The organism is Paenarthrobacter sp. 4246 (assembly GCF_040546855.1).
Classification (GTDB): domain Bacteria; phylum Actinomycetota; class Actinomycetes; order Actinomycetales; family Micrococcaceae; genus Arthrobacter.
This window is the reverse complement of record NZ_JBEPOP010000013.1, coordinates 70,538-95,630: the sequence shown is the minus strand read 5'-3', so window position 1 is coordinate 95,630 and position 25,093 is coordinate 70,538. Positions and strand designations below refer to the sequence as shown.

At 63.5% G+C, this 25,093-nt stretch carries 19 protein-coding genes; 15 read left to right on the top strand and 4 right to left on the bottom strand.

What is annotated here, in order from left to right; translation table 11 throughout:
- The first annotated feature begins 23 nt into the window (after nt 1-23).
- The 5 genes from ABIE35_RS20245 to ABIE35_RS20225 all read left to right on the top strand — a co-directional run bounded on the left by ABIE35_RS20245 (nt 24) and on the right by ABIE35_RS20225 (nt 9,037).
- Complete coding sequence (locus ABIE35_RS20245) at nt 24-728, top strand: hypothetical protein (protein WP_026541428.1); 705 nt, start codon at nt 24-26, stop codon at nt 726-728.
- Complete coding sequence (locus ABIE35_RS20240; RefSeq protein WP_354517683.1) at nt 725-5,179, top strand: type VII secretion EssC family protein; 4,455 nt, start codon at nt 725-727, stop codon at nt 5,177-5,179. The genes ABIE35_RS20245 and ABIE35_RS20240 overlap by 4 nt, the downstream gene beginning before the upstream one ends.
- Before the next feature lie 97 nt (nt 5,180-5,276).
- A complete protein-coding gene (locus ABIE35_RS20235) occupies nt 5,277-5,885 on the top strand; it encodes a hypothetical protein (RefSeq protein WP_354517681.1) in 609 nt (202 codons plus the stop codon).
- A 42-nt stretch (nt 5,886-5,927) separates the two neighbouring features.
- Entirely contained in the window at nt 5,928-8,216 is a 2,289-nt protein-coding gene (gene ligA, locus ABIE35_RS20230) for an NAD-dependent DNA ligase LigA (RefSeq protein WP_354517679.1), read from the top strand.
- On the top strand, nt 8,213-9,037 hold the full coding sequence (locus tag ABIE35_RS20225) for an inositol monophosphatase family protein (protein ID WP_354517678.1): 825 nt from the start codon (nt 8,213-8,215) through the stop codon (nt 9,035-9,037). The genes ligA and ABIE35_RS20225 overlap by 4 nt, the downstream gene beginning before the upstream one ends.
- Before the next feature lie 61 nt (nt 9,038-9,098).
- On the opposite strand, the gene ABIE35_RS20220 is transcribed toward ABIE35_RS20225, so the two are convergent.
- A complete protein-coding gene (locus tag ABIE35_RS20220) occupies nt 9,099-10,466 on the bottom strand; it encodes an LLM class flavin-dependent oxidoreductase (protein WP_354517676.1) in 1,368 nt (455 codons plus the stop codon).
- Nucleotides 10,467-10,764: 298 nt separating this feature from the next.
- Here ABIE35_RS20220 and ABIE35_RS20215 point away from each other — a divergent pair, with 298 nt between their 5' ends.
- The gene (locus tag ABIE35_RS20215) at nt 10,765-11,277 is read left to right on the top strand and encodes a GNAT family N-acetyltransferase (protein ID WP_354517674.1); all 513 of its coding nucleotides are present in this window, start codon (nt 10,765-10,767) and stop codon (nt 11,275-11,277) included.
- Nucleotides 11,278-11,334: 57 nt separating this feature from the next.
- Nucleotides 11,335-11,715, top strand: coding sequence for a RidA family protein (locus ABIE35_RS20210; RefSeq protein ID WP_144652068.1), 381 nt, complete (start codon nt 11,335-11,337; stop codon nt 11,713-11,715).
- A gap of 73 nt (nt 11,716-11,788) precedes the next feature.
- On the opposite strand, the gene ABIE35_RS20205 is transcribed toward ABIE35_RS20210, so the two are convergent.
- Together ABIE35_RS20205 and ABIE35_RS20200 are read right to left on the bottom strand one after the other, a co-directional pair.
- Nucleotides 11,789-12,448, bottom strand: a complete 660-nt coding sequence (locus ABIE35_RS20205) for a response regulator (protein WP_354517673.1) — start codon at nt 12,446-12,448, stop codon at nt 11,789-11,791.
- On the bottom strand, nt 12,441-14,141 hold the full coding sequence (locus tag ABIE35_RS20200) for a sensor histidine kinase (RefSeq protein ID WP_354517671.1): 1,701 nt from the start codon (nt 14,139-14,141) through the stop codon (nt 12,441-12,443). Before ABIE35_RS20200 ends, ABIE35_RS20205 begins: the two co-directional genes overlap by 8 nt.
- A gap of 156 nt (nt 14,142-14,297) precedes the next feature.
- Between ABIE35_RS20200 and ABIE35_RS20195 the strand changes: the two genes are divergently transcribed.
- The 5 genes from ABIE35_RS20195 (at nt 14,298) to ABIE35_RS20175 (ending at nt 20,166) form a co-directional block, all read left to right on the top strand.
- Nucleotides 14,298-15,785, top strand: a complete 1,488-nt coding sequence (locus tag ABIE35_RS20195) for a CitMHS family transporter (RefSeq protein WP_354517669.1) — start codon at nt 14,298-14,300, stop codon at nt 15,783-15,785.
- 368 nt (nt 15,786-16,153) lie between these two features.
- Nucleotides 16,154-16,450 (top strand): Asp-tRNA(Asn)/Glu-tRNA(Gln) amidotransferase subunit GatC, encoded by a 297-nt coding sequence (gene gatC, locus ABIE35_RS20190; RefSeq protein ID WP_089594284.1) that lies wholly within the window; start codon nt 16,154-16,156, stop codon nt 16,448-16,450.
- Nucleotides 16,451-16,454: 4 nt separating this feature from the next.
- Nucleotides 16,455-18,023 (top strand): Asp-tRNA(Asn)/Glu-tRNA(Gln) amidotransferase subunit GatA, encoded by a 1,569-nt coding sequence (gene gatA / locus ABIE35_RS20185; protein WP_354517667.1) that lies wholly within the window; start codon nt 16,455-16,457, stop codon nt 18,021-18,023.
- Nucleotides 18,023-19,531, top strand: a complete 1,509-nt coding sequence (gene gatB, locus ABIE35_RS20180; protein WP_354517665.1) for an Asp-tRNA(Asn)/Glu-tRNA(Gln) amidotransferase subunit GatB — start codon at nt 18,023-18,025, stop codon at nt 19,529-19,531. The genes gatA and gatB overlap by 1 nt, the downstream gene beginning before the upstream one ends.
- A gap of 74 nt (nt 19,532-19,605) precedes the next feature.
- The gene (locus tag ABIE35_RS20175) at nt 19,606-20,166 is read left to right on the top strand and encodes a DUF5666 domain-containing protein (RefSeq protein ID WP_354517664.1); all 561 of its coding nucleotides are present in this window, start codon (nt 19,606-19,608) and stop codon (nt 20,164-20,166) included.
- Here ABIE35_RS20175 and ABIE35_RS20170 read toward each other — a convergent pair.
- Nucleotides 20,163-21,158: a formylglycine-generating enzyme family protein gene (locus ABIE35_RS20170; protein WP_354517662.1), complete on the bottom strand. Its 996-nt coding sequence runs from the start codon at nt 21,156-21,158 to the stop codon at nt 20,163-20,165. The two genes, ABIE35_RS20175 and ABIE35_RS20170, sit on opposite strands and share 4 nt — an antisense overlap.
- A gap of 197 nt (nt 21,159-21,355) precedes the next feature.
- Here ABIE35_RS20170 and ABIE35_RS20165 point away from each other — a divergent pair, with 197 nt between their 5' ends.
- The 3 genes from ABIE35_RS20165 to ABIE35_RS20155 all read left to right on the top strand — a co-directional run bounded on the left by ABIE35_RS20165 (nt 21,356) and on the right by ABIE35_RS20155 (nt 25,086).
- Nucleotides 21,356-22,390, top strand: a complete 1,035-nt coding sequence (locus ABIE35_RS20165; RefSeq protein ID WP_354517660.1) for an ABC transporter permease — start codon at nt 21,356-21,358, stop codon at nt 22,388-22,390.
- 42 nt (nt 22,391-22,432) lie between these two features.
- Nucleotides 22,433-23,356, top strand: a complete 924-nt coding sequence (locus ABIE35_RS20160) for a carbohydrate ABC transporter permease (protein WP_354517658.1) — start codon at nt 22,433-22,435, stop codon at nt 23,354-23,356.
- 71 nt (nt 23,357-23,427) lie between these two features.
- Nucleotides 23,428-25,086 carry a type 2 periplasmic-binding domain-containing protein gene (locus tag ABIE35_RS20155; protein ID WP_354517656.1) on the top strand — a complete coding sequence of 553 codons (1,659 nt, stop codon included), beginning with the start codon at nt 23,428-23,430 and terminating at the stop codon, nt 25,084-25,086.
- The last annotated feature ends 7 nt before the right edge of the window (nt 25,087-25,093 follow it).

Genomic DNA, 25,093 nt, shown 5'->3' with positions numbered 1-25,093 from the left:
CGCCGACTGAGGAGGCACAGATCATGGGGGATCTAGCAATAGATTTCTGTGGGGAATGGTACGAACCATCCGACGAAGACGTCTTTGACATTGGTCGCGAAGGTGACCTGGAGGTCGACGACAACCCGTATCTGCACCGACGCTTCCTGCAGATCGCCCGCTACGACGGCATGTGGTGGCTCAGCAACGTGGGCAGCATGTTGTCTGCCACCATCGCGGATGGTTCCGGCGGCATGCAGGCCTGGCTTGCGCCGGGTGCCAGGATCCCGTTGGTCTTCAGCCACACCAACGTGATCTTCACGGCCGGGCCCACAACGTATGAATTCGCCGTCCACTTGAAGACGCCTTCGTTCCGGCATGAGGCCCGCGAAGAGGACCAAGCGGGGGACACCACCATTGGCCCCGTGGTCTTCACGGACTCTCAGAAGGCCCTGATCGTTGCCTTGGCTGAGCCTATGCTGCGCCGCGAAGGCACTGGCTTCAGCGCCATTCCCTCCTCAGCGGAGGCTGCGAAGCGGCTGGGTTGGGCCCTGACACGGTTCAACCGCAAGCTGGACAACGTGTGCGACAAACTCGACCGCGTTGGCGTGGTTGGTTTGCGCGGTGGTGCAGGGAAACTTGCCACCAACCGCCGCGCCCGCCTGGTGGAGCACGCAGTAACCTCGCATCTGGTGACGCCGGCAGATTTGCACCTCCTTGAAAAAATGACTGGAGTCGACGAAGGATGAAGTTTCGCCTGACCTTGCGGCGCGATCCTGCGGAAGCAAAGGACCTCGCCGTGACGGTGGATGGTCGCGCCACCGTTGCTGACATTGCTACGGAACTCTGGGCTGCCGACCCCGTACGCAAGGGGACCGAACCGCCGTCGAACCTGTCCATCAGCGTGGACGAAGCGTTTGTTGGCGGTGGCCTGTCCGGACACGTGCTCCGCCCCACCGACAACTTGCTGGAGTCCGGGTTGCGCCCCGGTTCCAAGGTGTCGCTCGCGCAGGTCAGCGAACAGTTTGCCTCGAACGGCCACTCCAACGGCACCAACAGGGGACCGGCAGCAGCGACGTTGCGCGTCATGTCAGGGCCCGACGTCGGGCGCGAATTTTCGCTGCCTTTCGGCACCAGCTACATCGGCCGGGACAGGGACGCCGACATCAGGCTCTCCGACCCTCTGACGTCCAAGCGCCACGCCCGCGTCACAGTAGGCGAAACCGTGGAGATCGTGGATACGAACTCTGCCAACGGACTGCTCATGGACGGGTTGCCCGTCACGCGGGCAACACTGCAATCCTCGGACACGGTCACTTTGGGCGATACCACTGTAGGAGTGGTGGCATTGTCCAGGAACCACAGTGGTGGCCCGTCGTCGCCGTTGGTGGACTTCAACCGGTCACCGCGGGTCCTGCCGAGGTTCGAGTCACCCAAACGCGTGCCGCCGGCGGGTCCCAAGCGCCCCGAGCACCAGCCGTTCCCCTACATCATGCTGGTGGCGCCGCTGCTGATGGGCGGCGTGCTTTTTGCCGTCACCCAGAACCTGCTCTCCGTTCTCTTCATGGCCATGATGCCGCTGTTCATCGTGGGGCACTACGTAGACCACAAGATGCAGAGCAAGCGCCAGGCCAAGGAAGGCCACAAGCAGTTCAAGTCCGCCATGCTGGCTTTCCGCGAGGACATCGACCGGCAGCAGAACATTGAGCGCGCCGTCAGGCTCCAGGAAGCGCCGTCCGTCAGCGATACCGTGGACGCGATCTACAAACTTGGCCCCTTGCTGTGGACCAACCGTCCCGAGCACCAGCACTTCCTGGGCGTCCGTTTCGGGCTGGGCTCCGCGCCGTCGCGCATCCCCTTTGACGAGCCAAGCGCCAACGAAACCGAACCGCAGTACATGCGGGAAATTCAGGAATGCCTTCAGCAGGTCCGGGTGATCGAGGGCGTCCCCATTGTTTCCCAACTGCGGACCTCCGGATCGTTCGGCGTGGCGGGGGACCGCACCGTGGTGGACGATGTTGCCCGCGGGATGGTGCTCCAACTGGTAGGACTCCACTCGCCTGCAGAAGTGGTCCTGACCTCGCTGACCTCGGCCCGCTCCCGTGAACGTTGGGACTGGCTGCAATGGCTTCCGCATGTCGGTTCAGGCCACAGCCCGCTGTCCGGTGACCACCTCGCCGCAGGCCCTGGCGCCGGTGCTGCCTTGCTGTCCCGCTTGGAAAGCCTCGTGGAAGAGCGCGAGTCCATGGCCAAGGAACCAGGACCGCAGCATCGCCCTGGGCTCAAGAACGAGCACGAAGAAATCCCCGCCCCCGTTGTGCCCGCTGTCCTGGTGATCGTGGAAGACGATGCTCCCGTGGACCGCGGACGCCTCACGCGCCTGGTGGAGCGCGGCCCTGACCACGGCGTGCACATCATGTGGGTAGCGGCCAACGTGCAGTCCCTCCCTGCAGCGTGCCGCGACTTCCTCTCCGTCGACGGCGATCACGGCACCACCACAGGCCAGGTCCGCCTGGGCCGGCACACCTATCCCGTGAGCTGCGAAAGCCTCGACGCGGACCTTGCCACGCAACTGGCCCGCATGATGTCGCCGCTGGTGGACGTCGGAAACCCGCTCGACGACGACTCCGACCTCCCGCGCGCCGTTTCCTACGCCACGTTGATCGGCAAGGAACTGATGGACAACCCGCAGGCCGTGGCTGAACGCTGGCAGGAGAACAACTCTGTCCACGCCACGGCTGTGCCCAACCGCAAGGACAACGGCAGCCTCCGGGCTTTGGTTGGCTCCAAGGGCGTGGAACCGTTCTACCTCGACCTGAAGAACGAAGGTCCCCACGCACTGGTAGGCGGAACCACCGGTGCCGGCAAGTCCGAATTCCTCCAGTCCTGGGTGATGGGCATGGCCGCGGCCTACAGCCCGGACCGTGTCAGCTTCCTGTTCGTGGACTACAAGGGCGGCGCAGCATTCGCGGACTGCCTCCACCTGCCCCACACGGTGGGCCTGGTGACGGACTTGTCCCCGCACCTGGTCCGCCGTGCACTGACCTCCCTGCGCGCCGAACTGCACTACCGTGAACGGCTCCTGAACCGCAAGAAAGCCAAGGACCTGCTGGCGTTGCAACGCGAAGCCGATCCCGAGGCCCCACCGTACCTGATCATCATCGTGGACGAATTTGCGGCACTGGCTACGGAAGTTCCCGAGTTCGTGGACGGCGTGGTGGACGTTGCTGCCCGTGGCCGTTCCCTGGGGCTGCACCTGATCCTTGCCACCCAACGGCCCGCCGGCGTCATCAAGGACAACCTGCGTGCCAACACCAACCTCCGCGTGGCATTGCGCATGGCCGATGAAGTGGATGCCGTGGACATTCTTGGTGTTCCCACTGCCGCCTATTTCGATCCCTCCATTCCGGGCCGTGGCGCCGCGAAGACCGGCCCCGGGCGGATCCAGGGCTTCCAGACCGGGTATGCCGGTGGCTGGACAACCGAGAAACCACAGCGTCCGCGGATCGACATCGTGGAGATGGCCTTCGGATCCGGGCCCACCTGGGAACCGCCGTTGGTGGCCCAGGTAGAGGAAGAACCCGCGGGGCCGAACGACATCGCCCGGATGACGGAAAACATCATCCGCGCCGCGGACGTCCTCTCGATCGAGCCTCCCCGGAAACCGTGGCTCAACGAGCTTGCCACCACCTACGACTTCTCCAAGCTCCCGAATCCGCGGACGGATGAGCGGCTCCTGTTGGGCGTCGCGGACGATCCCGCCCACCAGGACCAGCCCACCGTGTTCTACGAACCGGACAAGGACGGCAACATGGCCGTCTACGGCACAGGCGGATCCGGAAAGTCGGCCGCGTTGCGCAGCATCGCCATCGCTGCCGCCGTCACACCCCGGGGTGGCCCGGTGCATGTTTACGGCATCGACTGCGGTTCTTCCGGCCTGAAGATGCTGGACGGACTCCCGCACGTTGGCGAAATCATCAATGGGGACGATGTCGAACGCGTTGGCCGCCTGCTCCGCTGGCTCAAGGAAGTAGCCGACGACCGCGCCGCCCGGTTTGCCGAAGTCAGGGCCTCCACGATCGTGGAATACCGGCAGTTGGCCAACAGGCCGGACGAGAAGCGCATTTTCATCCTGGTCGATGGCATGTCCTCCTTCCGGGAAGGATACGAGTACAGCAAGCTGTCCGCGCTCTGGGACATCTTCCTGACGCTGGCCACCGACGGACGTCCCCTGGGCATCCACCTGGTAGTCAGCGGTGACCGCACCAACTCTGTTCCGGCGTCGCTCCTTGCTTCCATCCAGAAGCGGTTGGTCCTGCGCCTCAGCTCCGAAGACGACTACATGACCCTGGACGTCCCCAAAGATGTCCTCAACGCCGCATCCCCTCCCGGGCGCGGTTTGCTGGATGGACTCGAAGTCCAGCTGGCCGTCCTGGGTGGCAACCCGAACCTGGCATTGCAAGCGCGCGAAGTGGCCAAGCTCAGCCAGGCCATGGTCCGTCAAGGACTCGAGCAGGCACCGCAAATCCAGCGCCTCCCGGAGCTGGTGGACCTGGACATCCTGCCCACCGGCGCTCCGGACAACCCCGTTATTGGTGTCGACGACGAGACATTGGGTTCGGCGGCCATCGCCGCCAAGGGCTCGCTCCTCCTCGCGGGCCCCCCGGGCGCCGGACGTACGGTGGCGCTTGTGACCCTGGCGTACGCCTTGCGCCGCTCCAACCCGCGGACAGACCTGATCTACATCGGCTCGCGCCGTTCCGCTGTTGCGTCGCTGAACATCTGGAGCCGTTCGCTGGTGGGTCCGGACGAGGTTTCCGATGTCGTGGATGACCTGATCGACAAAGCCACGGACAACCCGGGCAGCATGGCCATTTTCATCGAGGGCCTGACCGAGTTCACGGACACCCTGGCAGAGTCGGGGGTCGGCCGCCTCGTCACGGCGGCCATCAAAGCCGATCAATGGGTGGTGGGCGAGTCTGAAACGTCCACCTGGTCCCAGGCCTGGTCCTTGGCGCAGCCGTTCAAGTCCGGGCGCCGTGGACTGTTGCTCAACCCGGGAGACGTGGAAGGCGACAGCCTCCTCAACACCTCCCTGGGCAGGATCAGCACCGACTTCATTCCCGGCCGTGGATACATTGTTGGACGTGGCAAGGTGCGCAAACTGCAGATCGCCATGCCCCCGGAGAACCGAAGCTAGGATTTGCCGCAGCGCGGGGGATGTAGGAGGATTTCACAAAACACCCGAACTTCTTGAAAACCGGCGGCGCCCCAACGCCCCGGCTGAGGTTACTTTCATGCGACACTCCGTTGTCCCTGCCGTTCTTCTTACCGCTGGTCTGCTGATGGCGCCCGCTGCCGCCGTCCACGCTGCTCCCTGCGACGGGAAGCTATCCTGCGCACCCACCGAGGGAGCCGACGACCCGTCTCCGACACAGCCTGTGCTGGTCCCGGAAGCGGACAAGAAGCCCACGCCCAAGCCGGAACCGACTCGTGTCCGCGAGACACAGAAAGCTCCGGCACCTGCACCAGCTGCTCCCGAACCGCCTGTCCAGGCGCCACAGCCGGAAGTCACGCAGTTCGTTACCGTGGCACCCCGGGTGACCAGTCCGGCGTCGGGCCCGTCCGAACGTATGCCCACCCCCGAGGCGACCGTGGCGTCAGCAACGCCGTCGGCCTCGCCTTCTGCGACTCCCAGCTCAGCCAGCCCCAGCCCTTCCAAGTCGTCCAACTGGAACACCCCCGTGGACAAGGGCAAGGAGACGCAAGCCGCCGCCATGGCCAGCACGTCCATCTCCGGCCCCAACGTACTGGGCCTCGTCGGCATCCTGGGTGCCGTTCTCCTGGTGGGCCTGGGCGGCCTGGCATTCGCGCTGTGGAGCAAGAACCGGCTCTCTTCGCACTAGCCGCGCCGCAAAAATGTCGTTGGCTTGCGGCAAGATAGACGTGTGAGCACACCAGAAACTGCGAATCCGGTAGAAACCACAGGTGAACAGGCGGCTGCAGCCGTCGTGGAAGCAGAGGGGACCCCACCTTCGGAGTCTTTGCGCGATGAGTACGAGCAACTGGCCGATCTCGTCCGCAAATACCGGTATGCCTATTACCAGGAAGACTCACCCACGGTATCCGACGCCGAGTTTGATGAACTGTACCGGCGCCTGGAGGAGATGGAAGCCCTCCACCCGGAGCTTGTCTCGAACGATTCCCCCACGCAGGAAGTGGGCGGCGAGGTCTCCTCGGCATTCGCTGCCGTGGAGCACCTGCAACGGATGTACAGCCTGGACGACGTTTTCTCCCTGGACGAGCTTGAGGCCTGGGTGCGGAAGGCAGAAGCTTCAGTGGCCAAACTCGGAGACTCCGTTCCGCCCATTGCCTGGCTGACAGAGTTGAAGATCGACGGCCTCGCCGTGAACCTCCTCTACCGCGACGGCAAGCTCGTCCGTGCGGCCACGCGCGGCGATGGCACAACCGGTGAAGACATCACCCACAACGTCCTGACCATCAAGGAAATCCCACGCGAACTCACCGGATCCGGGTATCCCTCTGAGGTCGAAATCCGGGGTGAGGTATTTATCCCCTCCAAGGCCTTCGTCGAATTCAACGAGACCCTCGTGGCCGCCGGCAAAGCACCGCTCGCCAACCCGCGCAACGCAGCCGCTGGTTCGCTGCGACAAAAGGATCCCGCGGAAACCGCCAAGCGGCCCCTGAGCATGTATGTCCACGGCATCGGCGCCCGCGAAGGATTGGAAGCCAAGAGCCAGTCCGAAACGTACAAGCTTCTTGAGGCCTGGGGGCTGCCCACCAGTCCGTACCTCAAGGTTCTGGACTCGTTTGACGAGGTCCTTGAGTTCATTGGGCACTACGGCGAGCACCGGCACGACCTCGCACATGAGATCGACGGCATTGTGGTCAAGATCGACGACTTCGCCACCCAACGGGCCCTCGGCTACACCTCCCGGGTTCCGAGGTGGGCTGCTGCGTACAAATACCCGCCCGAAGAAGTCCACACCAAGCTCCTGGACATTGCCGTCAACGTAGGCCGTACCGGCCGGGTGACTCCGTTCGGGTTGATGGAACCTGTGAAGGTGGCCGGCTCCACGGTTGGCATGGCGACGCTGCACAACCAGGACGTGGTCAAGGCCAAGGGTGTCATGATCGGCGACATCGTGATCCTTCGAAAAGCCGGCGATGTCATCCCCGAAATTGTGGGCCCTGTGCTGGCCCTGCGCGACAAGCAGGATCCGCCGGTCCGGGAGTTCGTGATGCCCACCGAATGCCCGTCCTGCGGCACTCCACTGGCTCCGGCCAAGGAAAGCGACGTTGACATCCGTTGCCCCAATGCGAAGTCGTGCCCGTCGCAACTGCGAGAGCGCGTGTTCCACCTCGCGGGCCGTGGCGCGTTCGATATTGAGGCTCTGGGGTGGGAAGCTGCCATTGCCCTCACACAGCCGGCGGAACCCGAGACGCCGCCCCTGACCAGCGAAGCTGGACTGTTCAGCCTGACCCGCGAGGACCTGGCCGATGTCCTGATCCGCCGGGAGAAGCGCTCCAAGGGCGTGGGCACGGGCGAGTATGAGCTGGTTCCGTACTTCTATACCAAGGGCACAGCCAAGTCGCCCTCCAAGCCAACGGCCACCACCGAGAAACTGTTTGTGGAGTTGGAGAAAGCCAAGAAGCAGCCGCTCTGGCGTGTTTTGGTAGCGCTCTCCATCAGGCATGTGGGCCCCACCGCTTCGCGGGCTCTGGCTACCGCCTTCGGCAGCATGGACGCCATCCGGAACGCCACGGAGGAGCAAATGGCCCATGTGGACGGTGTGGGTCCCACCATTGCAGAGGCACTCCAGGAATGGTTCGCCGTGGACTGGCACAACGAGATCGTGGACAGCTGGGCAGCTGCCGGTGTGCGGATGGAGGACGAACGGGACACATCCGTGCCGAGAACCCTTGAAGGCCTCACTATCGTTGTCACCGGTACTTTGCCCAACTTCAGCCGGGACGAAGCCAAGGAAGCCATCATCATCCGTGGCGGGAAGGCCTCTGGTTCCGTTTCCAAGAAGACCAGCTACCTGGTGGCCGGCGAAAGCGCCGGCACCAAGCTGGACAAGGCGGAGCAGCTGGGTGTTCCCGTGCTGGACGAGGACGGGTTCCGGGAACTGCTGGACAATGGACCCGCGACCACCGGAGTGGACACCGAAGCCGCACCTGACGTTGACGCCGCGGAAGCAGTCTCCGAATGACGGATGTGAACGGCCTCCTGGCGGTAGCCAAACGTGGCGCTGCGGCGGGTGCTGCTGTGCTCGCGCAGCGGTCCGTCAGTGGCACTGGCGGCGATGGACTCGAAACCACCAACAAGGGTGAGGACGGCGACTGGGTCACGGCCTTTGACGTCGCGGCTGAGAATGCCGTCCGCGAAGCCATCCTTGCAGAGCGGCCCCACGACACCATCACTGGCGAGGAACATGGCACCACTAGGCCGGACACGCCTTCCGGATACCGCTGGTCCATCGACCCCCTGGACGGGACCACCAACTTCATCCGTAACATCGCCTACTACGCCACCTCCGTGGCCGTAGCCGATTCCGACGGCGTGTGGCTGGCCGGGGTGGTCCACGCGCCTGCCTTGGGTCGCGTCTACTCGGCCGCCCGTGGACAAGGAGCCTGGCTGGAGGTCGGTGGAGAGACCACCCGCTTGGCAGGTCCTGTCCAGGGACGAAGGGGACTCATCCTGGCTACGGGATTCAGCTACGATCCCGCTACCCGCGCAGACCAATCGGCCGGTCTTGCTGAGCTCATGGACGGTTTTGCTGACGTCCGGCGCCTGGGCTCTGCGGCCTTGGATCTTTGCTTGGTGGCCGACGGTACCTTTGACGCCTACGGCGAACGTGGCCTGAACGAGCACGATTTCTCCGCCGGTGCACTGATCGCCGAAGAGGCGGGATGCTGGGTGCGCAGACCACGGTTGGAGAGTCCTTTGAACGGTGGGCCGAGCACCGAAGACCGCTTAGCGGCCTGGATGTGCGCCGGCGCCTTGGAACTGTCCGGCAAGTTCCCTTTGTAGCCACCAACCCGTCCAAGCGCTGAAGGGGGACATTCGCCGGAGGTCATGCGTTGGACCAGGCTCAGAACGCCGATCCGATGGACGTGAGCTGCTGCGCGGAGGCGCCTGCGTAACGGTTCTCCGGCCGGGACAGTCCGTAGTGCCCACGCAATGTGGAGGCCGTGTACTCCGTGCGGAACAGGCCTCGTTGCTGGAGGATCGGCACCACCTGGTCTACAAAGATCTCCAAACCGGAGGGGAGGACCGGCGGCATGATGTTGAATCCATCCGCGGCGCCGGCAAAGAACCAGTCCTGGATGGCATCGGCAACCTGTTCAGGTGTTCCGGAGAAGGTGCGATGCCCGCGTCCTCCACCCAGCCGGCCGATCAGCTGGCGAACTGTGAGCTGCTCCCGGCGGGCCAGCTCCACGATCAGCGTGTAGCGGCTCTTGGCACCCTCAATGTCGTCCTCGGAGGGCAGATCGGCAGGAAGTTGACGGTCCAGGGGGAGGTCCTCAGGCTTCAGGCGCAACGTCTTGGCCAGCTGCTCACGGGCGTATTCGGGCTTGATGAGCTCGTCCAGTTCACGCTCAAGTTTCAGGGCTTCGGCCTCAGTGGAACCGATGACGGGAACGATCCCCGGCAGGATCTTGATGCCTTCCGGGTCGCGGCCCACAGCTGCGGTGCGTGACTTCAGGTCCGAGTAGAAGGCTTGGGCGTCGGCCAGGGTCTGATGGGCGGTGAAGACGGCTTCGGCGTACTGCGCTGCCAGCTTCTTGCCGTCTTCGGAAGAGCCGGCCTGCACGATCAGCGGGTGGCCCTGCGGTGAACGGGGAACATTGAGCGGGCCACGAACGCGGAAGTGTTTCCCCTCATGCTCGATGACACGGATCTTGTTGTCATCGCCCCAGGTGCCATCGGCCTTGTCCGCGAGGATGGCGTCGTCTTCCCAGCTGTCCCAAAGTTTCTGTGCCACCTCAATGAACTCAGCGGCCCGCTCGTACCGGACGGCGTGGGCCGGCTGGTCATCCACGCCGAAGTTGCGCGCGGCGTCCGGTCCCGCCGTCGTGACGACGTTCCAGCCTGCACGTCCACCACTGACCCAGTCCACCGAAGCGAAACGGCGCGCCAGGTTGAAGGGGTCGTTGTAGGTGGTGGAGGCGGTCGCGATCAAGCCGATCCTCTGCGTGGCTGCAGCGATGGCCGTCAGCAGCACGGTTGGTTCCAGCTTGCCCGCAGGACGGCGGCCCACCTCGCCAAAGAGGACGGGGGAGTCAGCGAAAAAGATGGAATCGAGCTTTCCACGTTCGGCCGTGCGGGCCAGGTGCTGGTAGTGCTCCACCTTGGTAGAGGCAAGGGGGTCGCTTTCGGGCAAACGCCATGATGCTTCGTGGTGGCCTGTGCTCATCAGGAACGCGTTGAGGTGCAATTGGCGGTCTGGCGGGGTCATGGTTTCTCCTCGGGTCAGGACGGTTTGAGGGCCGGTGTGTGGCAACTCAAGCACGGGTCCAAAGCCCTCCGCCAGCCTTTCGACATGTCCACGCAACAGCACGAAACCGGGGTTCACGGCACGCAACGCGGCTCCATCCGACGCCATGCGAGGCAACACAGAACCCAGCCCGCTTGCTCCGCAGGCGAACAGCGCGAGGCAGCCATCCGGCGTCGTGCGTTCCCAACGTGACTGATAGTTCCATCACGAAAGGCCCTTTTGGCGCTGTTGGCCATGGGAACCCGACTACCATTGGTAGGTGCTTTCGCCGATTACCGTCCGTCCCGCCCTGCCCGAAGACTACGACGCCGTTGCCCGCATTACGCAGGAGTCCTACGTCACCGCGGGGTACTACGGCGACGCCGACCACCCGTACCTGCAGAAGCTCCAGGATGTGGCAGGCCGCGCAGAGCACGCCGACATCCTTGTGGCAGAGCGCAACGGCGAGGTGATCGGTTCGGTGACTGCGGCTCCTGCCGGGGGCGGCTTCTCAGACATCGGCCTGGAGGATGAGCTGGAACTGCGGACCCTCGTGGTGGATCCGGCTGTGCAGCGCTCCGGTGCCGGCCGCGCCCTGGTGCAGGCCGTCGTCGATCAGGCCAAGGCCATGGACGGCATCAAGGCCGTGTCGCTCACCACCGGTGCGACGTGGGAAAGCGCAAACGCCCTCTACGCACGGACTGGCTTCGACCGCGCACCACACCGTGACTGGTTTGTCCCCGGTACCGACATAAAGTTGTTCGTTTACCGGCTGGACCTTCCGCAGTCATAAAGTTTCCTTCGTAAACGCCGGTCACCGGACCGTGCGAAAGCGACAGGAAGGCGCGGCATGCGCAAGACATTCGGCACGGGCTCGGTCTGGGAGCAGACCCTTGGATACTCCCGCGCAGTCCAGGTGGACAACACCCTCTTCATTTCAGCCACGGCTGCCTCCGGGCCTGACGGGATCGTGGGCGATGACTTCTACTCGCAGACCAAGTACATTCTCGAGAAACTCGGTGCCGTCCTTGAAGATGCGGGCTTCTCCTACGAGGACGTGGTGCAGTCCAAGCTGTACCTGACGGACATCAGCAAATGGGAAGACGCCGGCCGCGCTCACGGTGAGGTGTTCGGCGAGATCCGTCCCACGCTTGCCCTGGTTCACGTCTTGCCATTCCTTGACCCGGAAATGCTGGTGGAGATCGAACTCGTGGCGCAGAAGTCCGCCTAGCTACAGCCAACCAAGCCGCAGATCAGGTCGTTTCAGCGCGTTTCACAACGGCCTGATCTGTTAGCTGGTTCGGTCAGCCGGGGACGCCGTAACGGTGTTCCGGCCGGCCTGTGGTTCCATAGCGCAGCTGGATTTCGACGGCGCCATCGTCCGCGAGCGAGGACAGGTACCGTTGCGCCGTTGCCCGGGAAACGCCGACCCGTTCTGCCACCTCGGCAGCAGAATACTGCTCGCCGGGAAGCAACGATTCCAGGACGGCCGCCTCGGTTGCCGAGCGTGGTTTTGCGGCCGGGGTGACGTCACCGGGAATCAGGGAGCGCTTGGCGCGTTCAATGGTGGTCTGGTCCACGGCGGTCTGCTGGCCCAAAATCCTGCGGTACCTGGCGTAGGACCGGAGTTGTTGGGACAGGGACTCGGCGGTAAAGGGCTTGAGCATGTACCCCAGCGCGCCGCGGCGCAGGGCAACCTTGATGGACTGCGCGTCCGAAGCCGCGGTGAGCATCACGGCGTCGACGTCCAGCTGGCCCAGCAGGTCCAGTCCGGAGCCATCCGGGAGGTACACGTCCAGCAGCACCAGGTCCGGGCGGAGGCTATGGATCGCCTGCAGCGCTTGGGACACGGATCCAGCCGGCGCCAAGGCCATGAAGCCGGCCACGGAATCCACATAGGCGGCATGGAGCCTTGCCACGTGGAAATCGTCGTCAACGATTAAGACCCTCAAATCCTCAGCCACTGCTGTCCTTCCTCACCATCGAGTCGGCCCCGGTGCCCGCATGCTCTGCGGCATCCATGACGCCGGGGATGGTTGCCATGAACACCGCCCCCGGACCGCCATGGCTGCCGGGCTCCAAAACCCGGACGTCGCCGCCGCGCCTTCGCGCCAGCTGCCGCACCAACGCCAACCCCAAACCTTGTCCAGCCCCCGAGCGTACCGGTTGTTCCGACGTCGTAAATCCTTCTGCGAAGACCTCTTCGGGTTCAAGGGTCCCCAAGCCGTCGCCTGAGTCTCCCACCACGATATGCAAAGTGCCGCCCGTGGTGGTGGCGTCGTCAAGCAGTTCAACCTCCACCCAGCGGTTCGCGGCGGAGCCGGCGACGGCGGCGCTCACCGCGTTGTCGATCAGGTTGCCGAGCACTGTGGTCACGTCCTGGGGATCGGCCACGTGCCCACGGACCAGTGTTTCGGGCCCGACGCGGAGGGCCACGCCGCGCTCCGAAGCCTCCACGCCCTTGGCCCCAACGAACGCCTGCAGGTACGCGTCCTGCAGGAGTTCTGCCTGCTCCACCGGGAACTTCAACGGGCCCGTTGCGGAGATCCGGGCCAAGTATTCCTTGGCCGAGTCGTACTGGCCGATGCTCATGAAACCGGCGATCGTGTGGAGTTGGTTGGCGAACTCGTGCCGCTGGGCGCGGAGGGCCGTGGACATGGTTCCCACGGCGTCGAGTTGGCGGGTGAGTTGCTGCAATTCCGTACGGTCACGCAGCATGACCACCCAACCCAGGTCCTCCTTGCGGTGCCAGGCCTTGCGCGCACTCACCACCAGAACGCGCCCACCGGCAACAATTTCCACGGCCTCCGCGTCACGTGCTGCGGGCTGAGTGAGCTGCTTGAGTTGCTCGGGAACGGCGGCGGACGCCCAGTCCTGCCCAGTGGCATCGGGCATGTCCAGGAGCCTGGCGGCAGCGGCGTTGAACACGGAGATGCGCCCGTCCGCCGCGATGCCGATCACGCCGTCGTCCACGCCTTGGAGTACTGCTACTTGGTCATGGACGAGGGTGCTGATTTCTTCCGGCTCCAAGCCGAGGGTGAGCCGTTGCAACCTGCGCCGGAGCAGGAAGGACGCCAGGACGCCCGCAAGCAGCGCTCCGCCAGCGGTGAGGGCAATGGGTACGATGTCGCGGGCCAGGCTGTTGCTGAGAGACTCTACGGAGTAACCCACGCTGACTTCACCAACGATTACGCCGGACGTGTCCGGCGAGTACACCGGCACCTTGGCGCCGGCCGATGGTCCCAACGTTCCAGTGTTGCGGGTAGTGATTTCCGCACCGCCCAATGCCACTGAGGGGTCCGTGCTGACGCGTTCACCCAGCCGTGCGGTCTCCGGGTGGGCCAGCCTGAGGCCGGTCTCATCCGTGATGACCACGAACAAGGCGCCGGTGCGCGCCCGTACCGCCTCGGCAGCTTCTTGCAGGGGTCCGATGGCGAGCACTTCGGAGGGCGGTGTTCCTTCTTCTTTGCTGATGACTTCCACTCCGGACCTGATACTGGGATCCGCCGCGACCGTCCTGGCAAGGGTGAGCGCTTGGTTCTCGGCTTCGGTGCCGATCCGTTCGTACACCAGCCAGGCGTGGACCGTTCCGCTGAGCAGGACCACCAGCAGGACAACCCCCAGCTGGAGGAGGAGGGTCTGGGTGGAAAACCGCATGATCCATTGAATCACTGAGCACAACGCGCAAAACGTTCGCAACGAGCAGTATTCCCAACAATTCCCGGAAACCCCTCACCGTGATCGGCGCCACCCTATCGTCTGTAGTGCGCATCACACCGACGTGGCGCCATTCACAGTAGTAAGGAGCCGGCCGTGCTGGTTTTGCTTGGATTCGCAATGATTGCGGTATTCATGGTCCTGATCATGACCAAAAAGTTGACGCCAGTACTGGCGCTGATCATCGTCCCCACCGTCTTCGGCCTCTTCGCCGGGGCGGGTCTCGGCATCGGAGACATGGTGATGGACTCGATGAAGTCCATGACATCCACGGCCGCGCTCCTCATGTTCGCCATCATCTACTTCGGACTCATGATCGACGTCGGACTGTTCGACCCCCTGGTGAAGTTCATCCTGCGCAAGCTGGGCAACGACCCCGCCAAGGTTGTGCTCGGCACCGCGATCCTCGCCGCAGCAGTCTCCCTGGATGGCGACGGCTCCACCACCTTCATCCTCACCACTGCAGCCATGCTCCCGGTGTACCTGCGACTCAAGATGAGCCCCGTGGTTCTTACCTGCGTTGCGGGCCTCGCCAACGGCACCATGAACATCCTGCCGTGGGGCGGGCCCACCGCCCGTGCTGCGACCGCCCTGAACCTTGATGTCAACGACGTCTTCGTCCCCATGGTCCCGTCCCTCATCGTTGGTCTCATCGTTGTCCTGGTCTTCGCTTGGCTGCTCGGTCTGCAGGAACGCAACCGCCTCCGCGCCACTGCCCCCGAAATCTGGGGCGACGTCGCCGATCCTTCTGAGGCGTTCGACGGCGGCACCGGCGGCGGCGGTTCTGTCGCCGCAGGTTCGGGCCCGGCTTCACGCTTCGGCTTTGGTCGCAACGTTGTAACCGCAGGTAAGCCGGGAACCGGCGGAGGTGCCGGCGTCGCGGTTCTCGAAGACCCTGCCACCTTGGTGGACGATCACGACACCGCCATGGCGGACACCGCGCTGGACCCAAACCGCTCCACCCTGCGTCCCAAGCTGTTCTGGTTCAACCTGGGCCTGACCGTCGCCGTCATGGTGGTCCTGGTGGCCAACATCGTGCCGTTGCCCTTCGTGTTCATGGTGGGATCCGCGATCGCCCTGCTGGTCAACTTCCCCAAGGTCAAAGACCAAGGCGCCCAGCTGATTGCCCATGCACCGTCCATCGTCGCCGTCGTCAGCATGGTCATGGCCGCCGCAGTCCTCACAGGCGTCCTCAACGGCACCGGCATGGTCAAGGCCATGTCCGAGTGGCTCGTCCAGATCATCCCCGCCGACATGGGTCCATTCATGGCAATCATCACCGGCATCCTGAGCATCCCGATGACGTTCTTCATGAGCAACGACGCCTTCTACTTCGGCGTCCTTCCGGTGCTCAGCGAAACTGCAGCCCACTACGGAGTGGATGCAGTGGACATGGCACGTGCCTCCATCACCGGCCAGCCCTTCCACCTCCAGAGCCCCCTGGTTCCGGCCATCCTCCTGCTGGTCTCCCTGGCGAAGGTGGACTTGGGCGACCACCACAAGAAGGTCCTCTGGCGCACGGCAGTGATCTCTCTGGTGATGCTCGCTGTTGGTGTCCTGACCGGAGCCATCGGCATCGGCTAACCCGCCGAAGCACCCAAGTCCGGGTGTGCCGCCGGCGCAACCCGGCCCGAACAATCCTCCGGAGGGCGGCCTGAAACGGCCGCCCTCCGACGCAAACGGACCCAGACATCCTCCGCGTGCTGCTCCTTCGTCGCTTTGACGCACGCTTCCGGATGCCTGGGTCCTTTTGCGAGAGGGGCACCGGCTTCAGTCCGCACAACAAATGAAGCCCCGCCCCGCCCTGCGAATCAAGCCCACCCAGCCCCCGTCCCCGGCAAGCCGCCGAAAGGCGCCAAAGCCGCTGCAGCTCACGCATTCGGCGTCGGTACGGTCCCGCGCGGACAAGTAGACTGGTTCGGAAAACCATTTGAACTTTGCAGGGGAGATCCATGGCTGCGATCAACCGTGACGACGTCGCGCATCTTGCGCGTCTGGCTCACATTGAAATGAGTGCCGAAGAACTGGACAGGATGGCTGTTGAGCTTGCTGTCATTGTGGATTCGGTGAAGAGCGTGAGCGAAGCTGCGGGGGATGATGTCCCGGCGACGTCGCACCCGATTCCGTTGACCAATGTGTTCCGTGAGGACGTTGTGGGCCACACGTTCACGGCTGAGCAGGCATTGTCCGGCGCTCCGGATGCTTACGAGAACCGTTTCAAGGTCCCGGCAATCCTGGATGAGGGCTAATCACATGACTGAACTGAAGAACGAACTCATCCACCATTCCGCTGCCGATCTCGCTGAGAAGCTTGCCGCCCGTGAGGTGACCGCCGTCGAGGTGACGCAGGCGCATCTTGACCGCATTGCGGACGTCGACGGTCAGGTTAACGCGTTCCTGCACGTTAATACCGAAGAGGCTTTGGCCGTTGCAGCCGAGGTTGACGCTGCCCGCGCTGCCGGTGGTTCCGCTGCCGGGGAACTGCATGCCCTCGCTGGGGTTCCGATCGCGGTCAAGGACCTCATTGTCACGATCGGCCAGCCCACGACCGCTGGTTCCAAGATCCTCGAGGGCTGGCACAGCCCGTACGACGCCACCGTGGTGAAGAAGCTGCGCGCGGCCAAGATGCCCATCCTGGGCAAGACCAACCTGGATGAATTCGCCATGGGTTCCTCCACGGAGCACTCGGCATACGGCCCCACCCGCAACCCGTGGGACCTGGACCGCATTCCCGGCGGTTCGGGCGGTGGTTCCGCGGCCGCCGTCGCCGCATTCGAGGCGCCGCTGGCGCTCGGCACCGATACTGGTGGCTCGATCCGCCAACCAGGTGCCGTCACCGGAACTGTCGGCGTGAAGCCGACGTACGGTGCTGTTTCCCGTTATGGTGCCATTGCCATGGCGTCATCTCTGGACCAGATCGGCCCGGTTTCCCGTACGGTCCTGGACTCGGCGCTGCTGCAGGAAGTCATTGGCGGCCACGATCCCTTTGACTCCACGTCGCTGACCGATCCGTTCAACGATCTTGTTGCTGCCGCCCGGGTGGGCAACGTTGCCGGCATGAAGATCGGCATCGTCAAGGAACTTCACGGCGAGGGCTACCAAGCCGGCGTCGAGAACCGGTTCAACGAGTCCCTCCAGCTGCTGAAGGATGCCGGCGCCGAAATCGTCGAGGTGTCGTGCCCCAACCTGAAATACGCCTTGGGTGCCTACTACCTGATCATGCCGTCGGAGGTGTCCAGCAACCTTGCCAAGTTCGATGGCGTCCGCTTCGGCATGCGCGTCCTGCCCAAGGACGGTCCCATGACCATCGAGCGCGTCATGGGTGCTACCCGGGCCGCAGGCTTCGGCGACGAAGTGAAGCGCCGCATCATCCTGGGCACCTACGCACTGAGCGCGGGTTACTACGACGCTTACTACGGCTCCGCTCAGAAGGTCCGCACGCTGATCCAGCGTGACTTCGACGCAGCTTTTGCGAAGGCCGATGTCCTCATCTCGCCCACGGCGCCCACCACGGCGTTCAAGCTGGGGGAGAAGCTGGACGATCCTCTGGCGATGTATCTGAACGACGTCGCCACCATCCCCGCCAACCTCGCTGGCATTCCGGGGTTGTCACTGCCGGGTGGCCTGGCTGACGAAGACGGCCTGCCTGTTGGCATCCAGTTGCTGGCTCCTGCCCGCCAGGATGCCCGCCTGTATCGCGTTGGTGCGGTCCTCGAATCCATGCTCGAAGAGAAGTGGGGCGGTCCGATGCTTGCGCAGGCGCCGGATCTGAAAAATGCTGTCCTTGGTTCAGCTTCAACCACCGCCGGAGGTTCCAACTAATGTCCGTCGACGCAACCCTGAGCTTCGAAGAAGCTACGGAGAAGTACGATCCCGTCTTGGGGTTCGAGGTCCACGTGGAACTCAACACCAAGACCAAGATGTTCTCCTCCGCACCAAACGTCTTCGGTGACGAGCCGAACACCAACGTCAACGAGGTTGACCTGGGTATGCCCGGCGTGCTGCCGGTAGTGAACAAGACGGCTGTGGAGTCCTCCATCAAGATCGGTCTGGCCTTGAACTGCAAGATCGCCGAGTCATGCCGATTCGCCCGGAAGAACTACTTCTACCCGGACACACCCAAGAACTTCCAGACCTCGCAGTACGACGAACCGATCGCCTATGACGGTTACCTCGACATCGAGCTCGAGGACGGCACGGTCTTCCGCGTGGAAATCGAACGTGCCCACATGGAGGAAGACGCCGGCAAGCTGACACACATGGGTGGCGCTGCAGGCCGCATCCAGGGTGCCGACTACTCTCTGGTGGACTACAACCGCTCGGGTGTACCGCTGGTGGAAATCGTCACAAAGCCGATCGAGGGTGCCGGAAGCCGTGCCCCCGAGCTGGCCAAGGCGTATGTCGCTGCTGTTCGCGAGATCGTGAAGAACCTTGGTGTTTCCGATGCCAAGATGGAGCGCGGCAACGTCCGCTGCGACGCCAACGTTTCGCTGCGCCCGCACGGCCGGGAACGCTTCGGTATCCGGTCGGAAACCAAGAACGTGAACTCGCTGCGCGCCGTCGAACATGCCGTCCGCTACGAAATCCAGCGCCACGCTGCCGTTCTGGACTCCGGCGAGCCGGTCATCCAGGAGACGCGCCACTGGCATGAGGACACGCGTTCGACGACGTCCGGCCGGCCTAAGTCCGACGCCGACGATTACCGCTACTTCCCGGAGCCGGACCTGGTTCCCGTCGTCGCCTCCCGTGAGTGGGTGGAGGAACTCCGAGCCACCCTTCCCGAACCGCCGGCCGAGCGTCGCAAGCGCCTCAAGGAAGCCTGGGGTTACTCGGATCTGGAATTCCGCGATGTGGTGAACGCCGGTGTCATGGACTCCATTGAGGAAACCATCGCAGCCGGTGCATCCGCAGATGTCGCCCGCAAGTGGTGGATGGGTGAGATCGTTGGCCGCGCCAAGGTTGCCGACGTCGATCCTTCCGAGCTCGGTGTCACGCCGCAGGTCATCGTGGAGCTGAACAAGCTGGTGGAAGACGGCAAGATCAACAACAAAATGGCCACCCAGGTCCTCGACGGCGTCCTCGCCGGCGAAGGAACCCCGGCGGAGATCGTGGAGAAGCGCGGCCTTGCGGTTGTGTCTGACGACGGTCCCCTCCTGGAAGCCATCGATGCAGCCCTGGCAGCACAGCCGGATGTCGCGGAGAAGATCCGAGGCGGCAAGGTCCAGGCCATCGGCGCGATTGTTGGCGGCGTCATGAAGGCCACCCGCGGCCAGGCCGACGCTGGACGAGTCCGTGAACTCATCCTGGAGAAGCTCGGCGTCGAGGGCTGACAACCGTTTTTCCCATCAAAGTAGGCCGCAGTTTTACTGCGGCCTACTTTGCTTTTTGGGCGCACAATGGATGCATGGCCACACTCTCACCAGGCCTCCGAAAGGCCTTCCTTGCCGGCGGGATCGCCGTCGCCCTGACCGGTGGCGGGGCCGCCGCTGTCTGGGCGGGCACCCAAGCCAGCCCCTCGCCGTCGAGCGCTTCTCCGTCGCCCGGCCCGTCCGTGTCCGCGAAGGCCAAGTCCACTGAGGGCCGTGGCCAAACAATTCATGGCGAGCACGTGGTGAAGCAGCAGGACGGGACGTACCGTACGGTGGTCACACAGACCGGAACCATCGAAGCGGCCAGTGATTCAGAGGTGACCGTGAAGAGCGACGACGGCTTCACGCAGCGTTACTCGATCACGGCGGAGACGCGGATCAGCAAAGTCCCCGTGGACCTCTCGGAGCTCCGGAAGGGCAGGGGCAAACCCACATTGCCGTCCGCAACGGCTGCCGACCTTAAGGCCGGCGACAAGGTGCGCATCAGTGGCACGAAGGACGGCGGTACTGTCACGGCCACCAGGGTGGTATCCGGCGAGTTGGCTGCGGGCCTCAAGGGCCACGGACCCAAGCACGGACGCGGCCCCCGTAGTTAGAGCGCCACAGTCCTGAAGCCCAAGTTGCCGCTGGCTGAGTCCGGAGTGTTCGAGCTCCGGGCAGCCAGGCGATAACGGTTGCAGTAGGAGTCGTGGCAGAGGTACGAGCCACCGCGCATCACCCGGCCCCGGCCGATGGTGGGCCCCTGCGGATCCTCAACCGTTCCCTGCGCGAGGCAGGTTTTGTAATACTTGGGCAGGAACCAGTCGCTGCACCATTCCCACACATTTCCGCTGGTTTGGAAGAGCCCGTAGCCGTTGGGGCTGAAGGCCCTGGCGGGTGCGGTTGTGAGGTAGCCGTCGTCTTCGGTGTTGCGGGACGGGAAATCGCCTTGCCAGATGTTGCAATTGTGCGCAGCTGTGCCTGATGTGTTGTTGTGGAGCTCGTTGCCCCACGGGTAGCGCCGTCCTGGCATCCCGCCGCGGGCTGCGTATTCCCACTCGGCTTCCGTCGGTAGTCTGCGGCCGGCCCATTCGCAGTACGCGACGGCATCGTTGTGCGACACATGGGTCACCGGGTGGTCCGGGGCGTTTTCCCAGTTCGAGTGGGGTCCGGCCGGGTGAGCCCAGTCGGCTCCACGGACGTTGAGCCACCATGGGACGTTGTTGACCCGGTTGAGAATGTCATGCGGCTGGGCTTTGACAGCGAGGTGGAACACAGCTGATGTTCCAAAGATTTCCGACTCGGTACGGTAGCCGGTGGCGTCGATAAACTGCGCGAACTCCTGGTTGGTCACTGTTGTGGCGCTGATCCGGAATGGTGACACGGCGACTTCATGCAGTGGTGATTCGCCGTCGCCTTCATAGCCCTCGTTGAAGCGATCGCCCATGGTGAACGTCCCGCCGGGGATGTCGACGTCGTTGGTCTGGTTCGTCCGGATGGTCCCGGCTACGCCGTTGGCCGGGTGTCCGCCCACCGCACGCAGGGGGAGCGTCAGCCCCGGGGTTGAGTGTTCCCGTGCGCCGGCGCCTGGGCTGCAGCAATCTGCCATGTCCACCTTCTGTCTGAAAAGCAACTGCTTGTACTTTAGCGGGGTCCGGTAACCGAAGTGACGCAATGTGATTTCTGCACTCAGTTTCGATCATGATCTTGCAAAAAGAGATGCGGGTCACTTATGGTTTGTTAAACGGTTAACGAGCGTGGCTTGGATCACATTGATGGTCCCGGCTCGGCACTTGAGGAGACACCATGAACTCGACGACGGAACAGGCTCCGGCATTGCCCGAAGCCCGCCGGGTCGCGGCGCCGGCGCGGGGGACCGCCCCTGGGGCCGGGACAAAGAAGCGGAAACGGAGCAAGCCCCCGCAGCAGAGCTTCCGGTCCCGCCTGCGACGCGACAAGCAGATGCTGCTCATGATGGTCCCGGGTGTGGCCTTCCTGCTGCTCTTCTTCTACATCCCCATCCTGGGCAACGTCATCGCGTTCCAGGACTACCAGCCGTACTTGGGCATCGGCGACAGCTTGTGGGTTGGCTGGCAGAACTTCGTGGATCTGTTCGGGAATCCGGATTTCATCCATGCGTTCTGGAACACCCTGTATCTGGCCGCCTGGCAGTTGGTCTTCCTTTTCCCTGTGCCGCTGGTGCTGGCGCTGATTGTTGATTCACTCATCAGCACGCGGGTCCGTCGCATATTCCAGAGCATCGCCTACCTGCCTCACTTCCTTTCCTGGGTGCTTGTCATCGCGTTCTTCCAGCAGATGTTGGGCGGCGCTGGTTTCGTCAACAACCTGCTGAGGGACTGGGGCATGGATCCCATTCCCTTCATGACCAACCCGGAAACCTTCCCCGTAATGGTGGTCGTCCAGATGATCTGGAAAGACGCCGGCTGGGCAATGATCATCTTCCTGGCAGCCCTCGCCAGCATCGACGCTTCGCTCTACGAAGCTGCTGCTGCTGATGGTGCCGGGCGCTGGCGCCGGATGTGGCACATCACCCTTCCCGGGTTGAGGCCCGTGATCGTGCTCCTGCTGATCCTGCGCATCGGCGACATCCTCTCAGTCGGCTTTGAACAGTTCATCCTCCAGCGCGATGCTGTGGGCGCCGGGGCCGCAGAAGTGCTGGACACCTTCACCTACTACACCGGCGTAGTAGGAGGCGGCTGGAGCTCAGGTGCTGCAGCCGGCCTCGCCAAGGGCGTGGTCAGCGCACTGCTGATCTACGGCGCCAACAAACTTGCCCACCGCTTCGGCGAAGACGGAATCTTCGCAAAACAAGTGCGCTGACAGCCACGCTGACCCGCGCGCCTGCCGCACAAGGAGAACCCCATGGCAACAACACTTTTTACCAGGAAACCCCGGGAGCTTAACTACAACCCCAAGCGCCCGGTGTGGAAGGAGAAGCCTTCCGCCCTGTACCAAACGATCAAAGCGATTGTCCTGATCGTCTTCAGCTTGTCCATCCTTACGCCCATCCTGCTGGTGGTCTCAACGTCCCTGGCTGACACCGAACAACTGGTGAAGGCAGGCGGCTTCGTACTCTGGCCCGAGCGTCCCACGCTGGAGGCCTACGCCACCATCTTCAAGGGGCCCATGGTGCTTCAATCGCTCGGGGTCAGCATGCTGGTCACCGCAGTGGGCACCATTCTGGCCTTGTTTGTGACCATCACCATGGCCTACGCCACCAGCCGCACAGTGCTCTTTGGCCGTCCCGTGATTCTCGCTGTCCTGTTTACGCTCCTGTTTGCGCCTGGCCTGATCCCGTCGTTCCTGATGATCCGTCAACTCGGCCTGCTCGATTCTTTGTGGTCGCTGATCCTCCCGGGCATCTTTGGAGCCTTCAACTTTGTGGTGATGCGATCGTTCTTCATGAACATCCCGGGCGAATTGATCGAAAGTGCCAGGATCGACGGCGCCAACGACTGGCAAATTCTGTGGCGCATCGTGATGCCACTGTCCAAAGCAGTGATCGCCGTCGTCGGGCTGTTCTACGCCGTCGGGTTCTGGAACTCGTTCTTCAACGCGCTGCTCTATATCAACGACCACAGCAAATGGCCCATCCAGCTGTTGCTCCGCAACTTCGTGGTCCAAGGCAGTGGCGCGGCGGACCAACTGGGCATCACCACCACTCCGCCCCCGCAGTCCATCCAAATGGCCGTCGTTGTCGTGGCATTGGTCCCGATCCTGATGGTCTACCCGTTCCTCCAGAAGCACTTTGCCAAGGGCGTCATCACCGGCGCCGTCAAGGGCTAGCCCCCAAAGTCCGGAAAAACCCAACGCACTCAAACCTCAGAGAAATGCAAATAACCAGAAAGGGTTATGCCATGACAAGCACTACCTCTCAGGCTGGATTCAGCCGCCGCGGTTTCCTTGGCCTCGCTGGCTTGGCCGTGACCGCTGCAGGCTTGTCCGCCTGCGGTGGTGGCGGAGCCGCGAACAACGGAGGCGCCGCTGCCTCCGCGTCGGTCAAGTTGCCCACGTACAAGGAATTCACCGGCGTCACCCCGGACATCGCGGGCAACGCCAAGGGCCTCCAAGCCGGCTACTTCAAGCTGCCCACCGCTGTGCAGTCCGTGAAGACGCCGCCGCTCAAGGGCAAGGTGACCGGCCTGACCGAAACCTTCGACACCATGAGCCCGGGCCTGAAGGACAACCCCTTCTGGCAGCGGCTCAATGCCAAGCTCGGCGGGGACCTGGAGCTGCAGATCGCCGAAGACATTGGCGACGGCTATCCGGCCAAGTTCGCCACCGTCCTGGCCAGCAACGATCTCCCGGACATGATGTGGGTGCCACCGAACCAGGGCATCCCCAATGTCGGACCCATGCTTGAGGCCAAGTTCCAGGACCTGACGCCGTACCTCTCCGGTGACGCCGTGCTGGAGTACCCCAACCTGGCTGCACTGAAGCCCGATTCCTGGAAGACCGCCGTCGTGAACGGCAAGATCTGGGGAGCTCCCATCCCCAGTACCCCGTTCGGCCAGGTGTACCTGGGCAACCACGATATGTGGGCAAAAGTCGGCGGATTTGAAGCGAGCAACGCCGAGGAGTTCCTGGAGAAGGCCAAGGAACTGACCCGTCCCGGCGACCAGCAATATGCGCTGGAACCGGCCTACATCAACGCCCTCCATATGGTCACGGAATGGTTTGGCGCTCCCAACAGCTGGGCCGTCAACAAGGACCGCACCCTGACCCACCTGTATGAAACCGACGAATACCTGGCCGGTGTGGAGTTCACTGCCAAGATGTTCGCTGCGGGTGTGTTCTACCCTGACTCCAAGGCCACGGACATCCGCTCCCGCGTGGCAAACGGCAGTGTGGCCGCTCAGGTTGTGGTGGGCCCGCACGATATCCGCAGCTACCGTGCGCTTAACAAGACTGCCCAGTTTGATGTCCTCATTCCTTTCAGCGCCGACGGCAAGGTCAAGCCTGTGTACGACATGGGCTACGGCACGGTGGGTTTCACGCCTTTCAAGAAGGCCGAAGAGGGCAAGATCCGTGAACTGCTGGCTCTCATCAACTACCTGTCAGCGCCGTTTGGCACGGTGGAGTACCTGCAGAAGAACTTTGGCGAGCTCGGCGAGGACTACACCATCGACGCTTCCGGGAACCCGGCGCGCACCGAAACGGGAACTACCAACGCACCCGGCCTCGTCTCGGCGTTGAACATTATGTCCAGCCCGGAGAACGTCATCTTCAACCCGGGATTCGACGACGACACCCGGTACGTCAGCCAGCAGGAGGAAAAGCTCCTCGAATTCGCGTGGCGCAACCCCACTAACGGTTCCTACTCGGACACCAACGCCAAAGTGGGAGCGAAGATCACCAAGCAGCTTCGCGACAAGGTGGTGGACATCATCACCGGCCGCGCCAAGGTCGACGAGCTCAAGGATGCCGTCAAGCGCTGGAAGAGCGAAGGCGGCGACAAGATGCGCGATGAGTACCAGGCCGCGTTGGACCCCAACGTCCCGGTGTTCAGAAGCTAGCCTCAAA

What these genes read in the sequence shown, in the direction of transcription:
- ABIE35_RS20245 (WP_026541428.1), top strand. Translation starts at nt 24, where the DNA reads ATGGGGGATCTAGCAATAGATTTCTGTGGGGAATGGTACGAACCATCC.
- ABIE35_RS20240 (WP_354517683.1), top strand. Translation starts at nt 725, where the DNA reads ATGAAGTTTCGCCTGACCTTGCGGCGCGATCCTGCGGAAGCAAAGGAC.
- ABIE35_RS20235 (WP_354517681.1), top strand. Translation starts at nt 5,277, where the DNA reads ATGCGACACTCCGTTGTCCCTGCCGTTCTTCTTACCGCTGGTCTGCTG.
- ABIE35_RS20225 (WP_354517678.1), top strand. Translation starts at nt 8,213, where the DNA reads ATGACGGATGTGAACGGCCTCCTGGCGGTAGCCAAACGTGGCGCTGCG.
- ABIE35_RS20220 (WP_354517676.1), bottom strand. Translation starts at nt 10,466, where the DNA reads ATGACCCCGCCAGACCGCCAATTGCACCTCAACGCGTTCCTGATGAGC.
- ABIE35_RS20210 (WP_144652068.1), top strand. Translation starts at nt 11,335, where the DNA reads ATGCGCAAGACATTCGGCACGGGCTCGGTCTGGGAGCAGACCCTTGGA.
- ABIE35_RS20200 (WP_354517671.1), bottom strand. Translation starts at nt 14,141, where the DNA reads ATGCGGTTTTCCACCCAGACCCTCCTCCTCCAGCTGGGGGTTGTCCTG.
- gatC (WP_089594284.1), top strand. Translation starts at nt 16,154, where the DNA reads ATGGCTGCGATCAACCGTGACGACGTCGCGCATCTTGCGCGTCTGGCT.
- gatA (WP_354517667.1), top strand. Translation starts at nt 16,455, where the DNA reads ATGACTGAACTGAAGAACGAACTCATCCACCATTCCGCTGCCGATCTC.
- gatB (WP_354517665.1), top strand. Translation starts at nt 18,023, where the DNA reads ATGTCCGTCGACGCAACCCTGAGCTTCGAAGAAGCTACGGAGAAGTAC.
- ABIE35_RS20175 (WP_354517664.1), top strand. Translation starts at nt 19,606, where the DNA reads ATGGCCACACTCTCACCAGGCCTCCGAAAGGCCTTCCTTGCCGGCGGG.
- ABIE35_RS20170 (WP_354517662.1), bottom strand. Translation starts at nt 21,158, where the DNA reads ATGGCAGATTGCTGCAGCCCAGGCGCCGGCGCACGGGAACACTCAACC.
- ABIE35_RS20165 (WP_354517660.1), top strand. Translation starts at nt 21,356, where the DNA reads ATGAACTCGACGACGGAACAGGCTCCGGCATTGCCCGAAGCCCGCCGG.
- ABIE35_RS20160 (WP_354517658.1), top strand. Translation starts at nt 22,433, where the DNA reads ATGGCAACAACACTTTTTACCAGGAAACCCCGGGAGCTTAACTACAAC.
- ABIE35_RS20155 (WP_354517656.1), top strand. Translation starts at nt 23,428, where the DNA reads ATGACAAGCACTACCTCTCAGGCTGGATTCAGCCGCCGCGGTTTCCTT.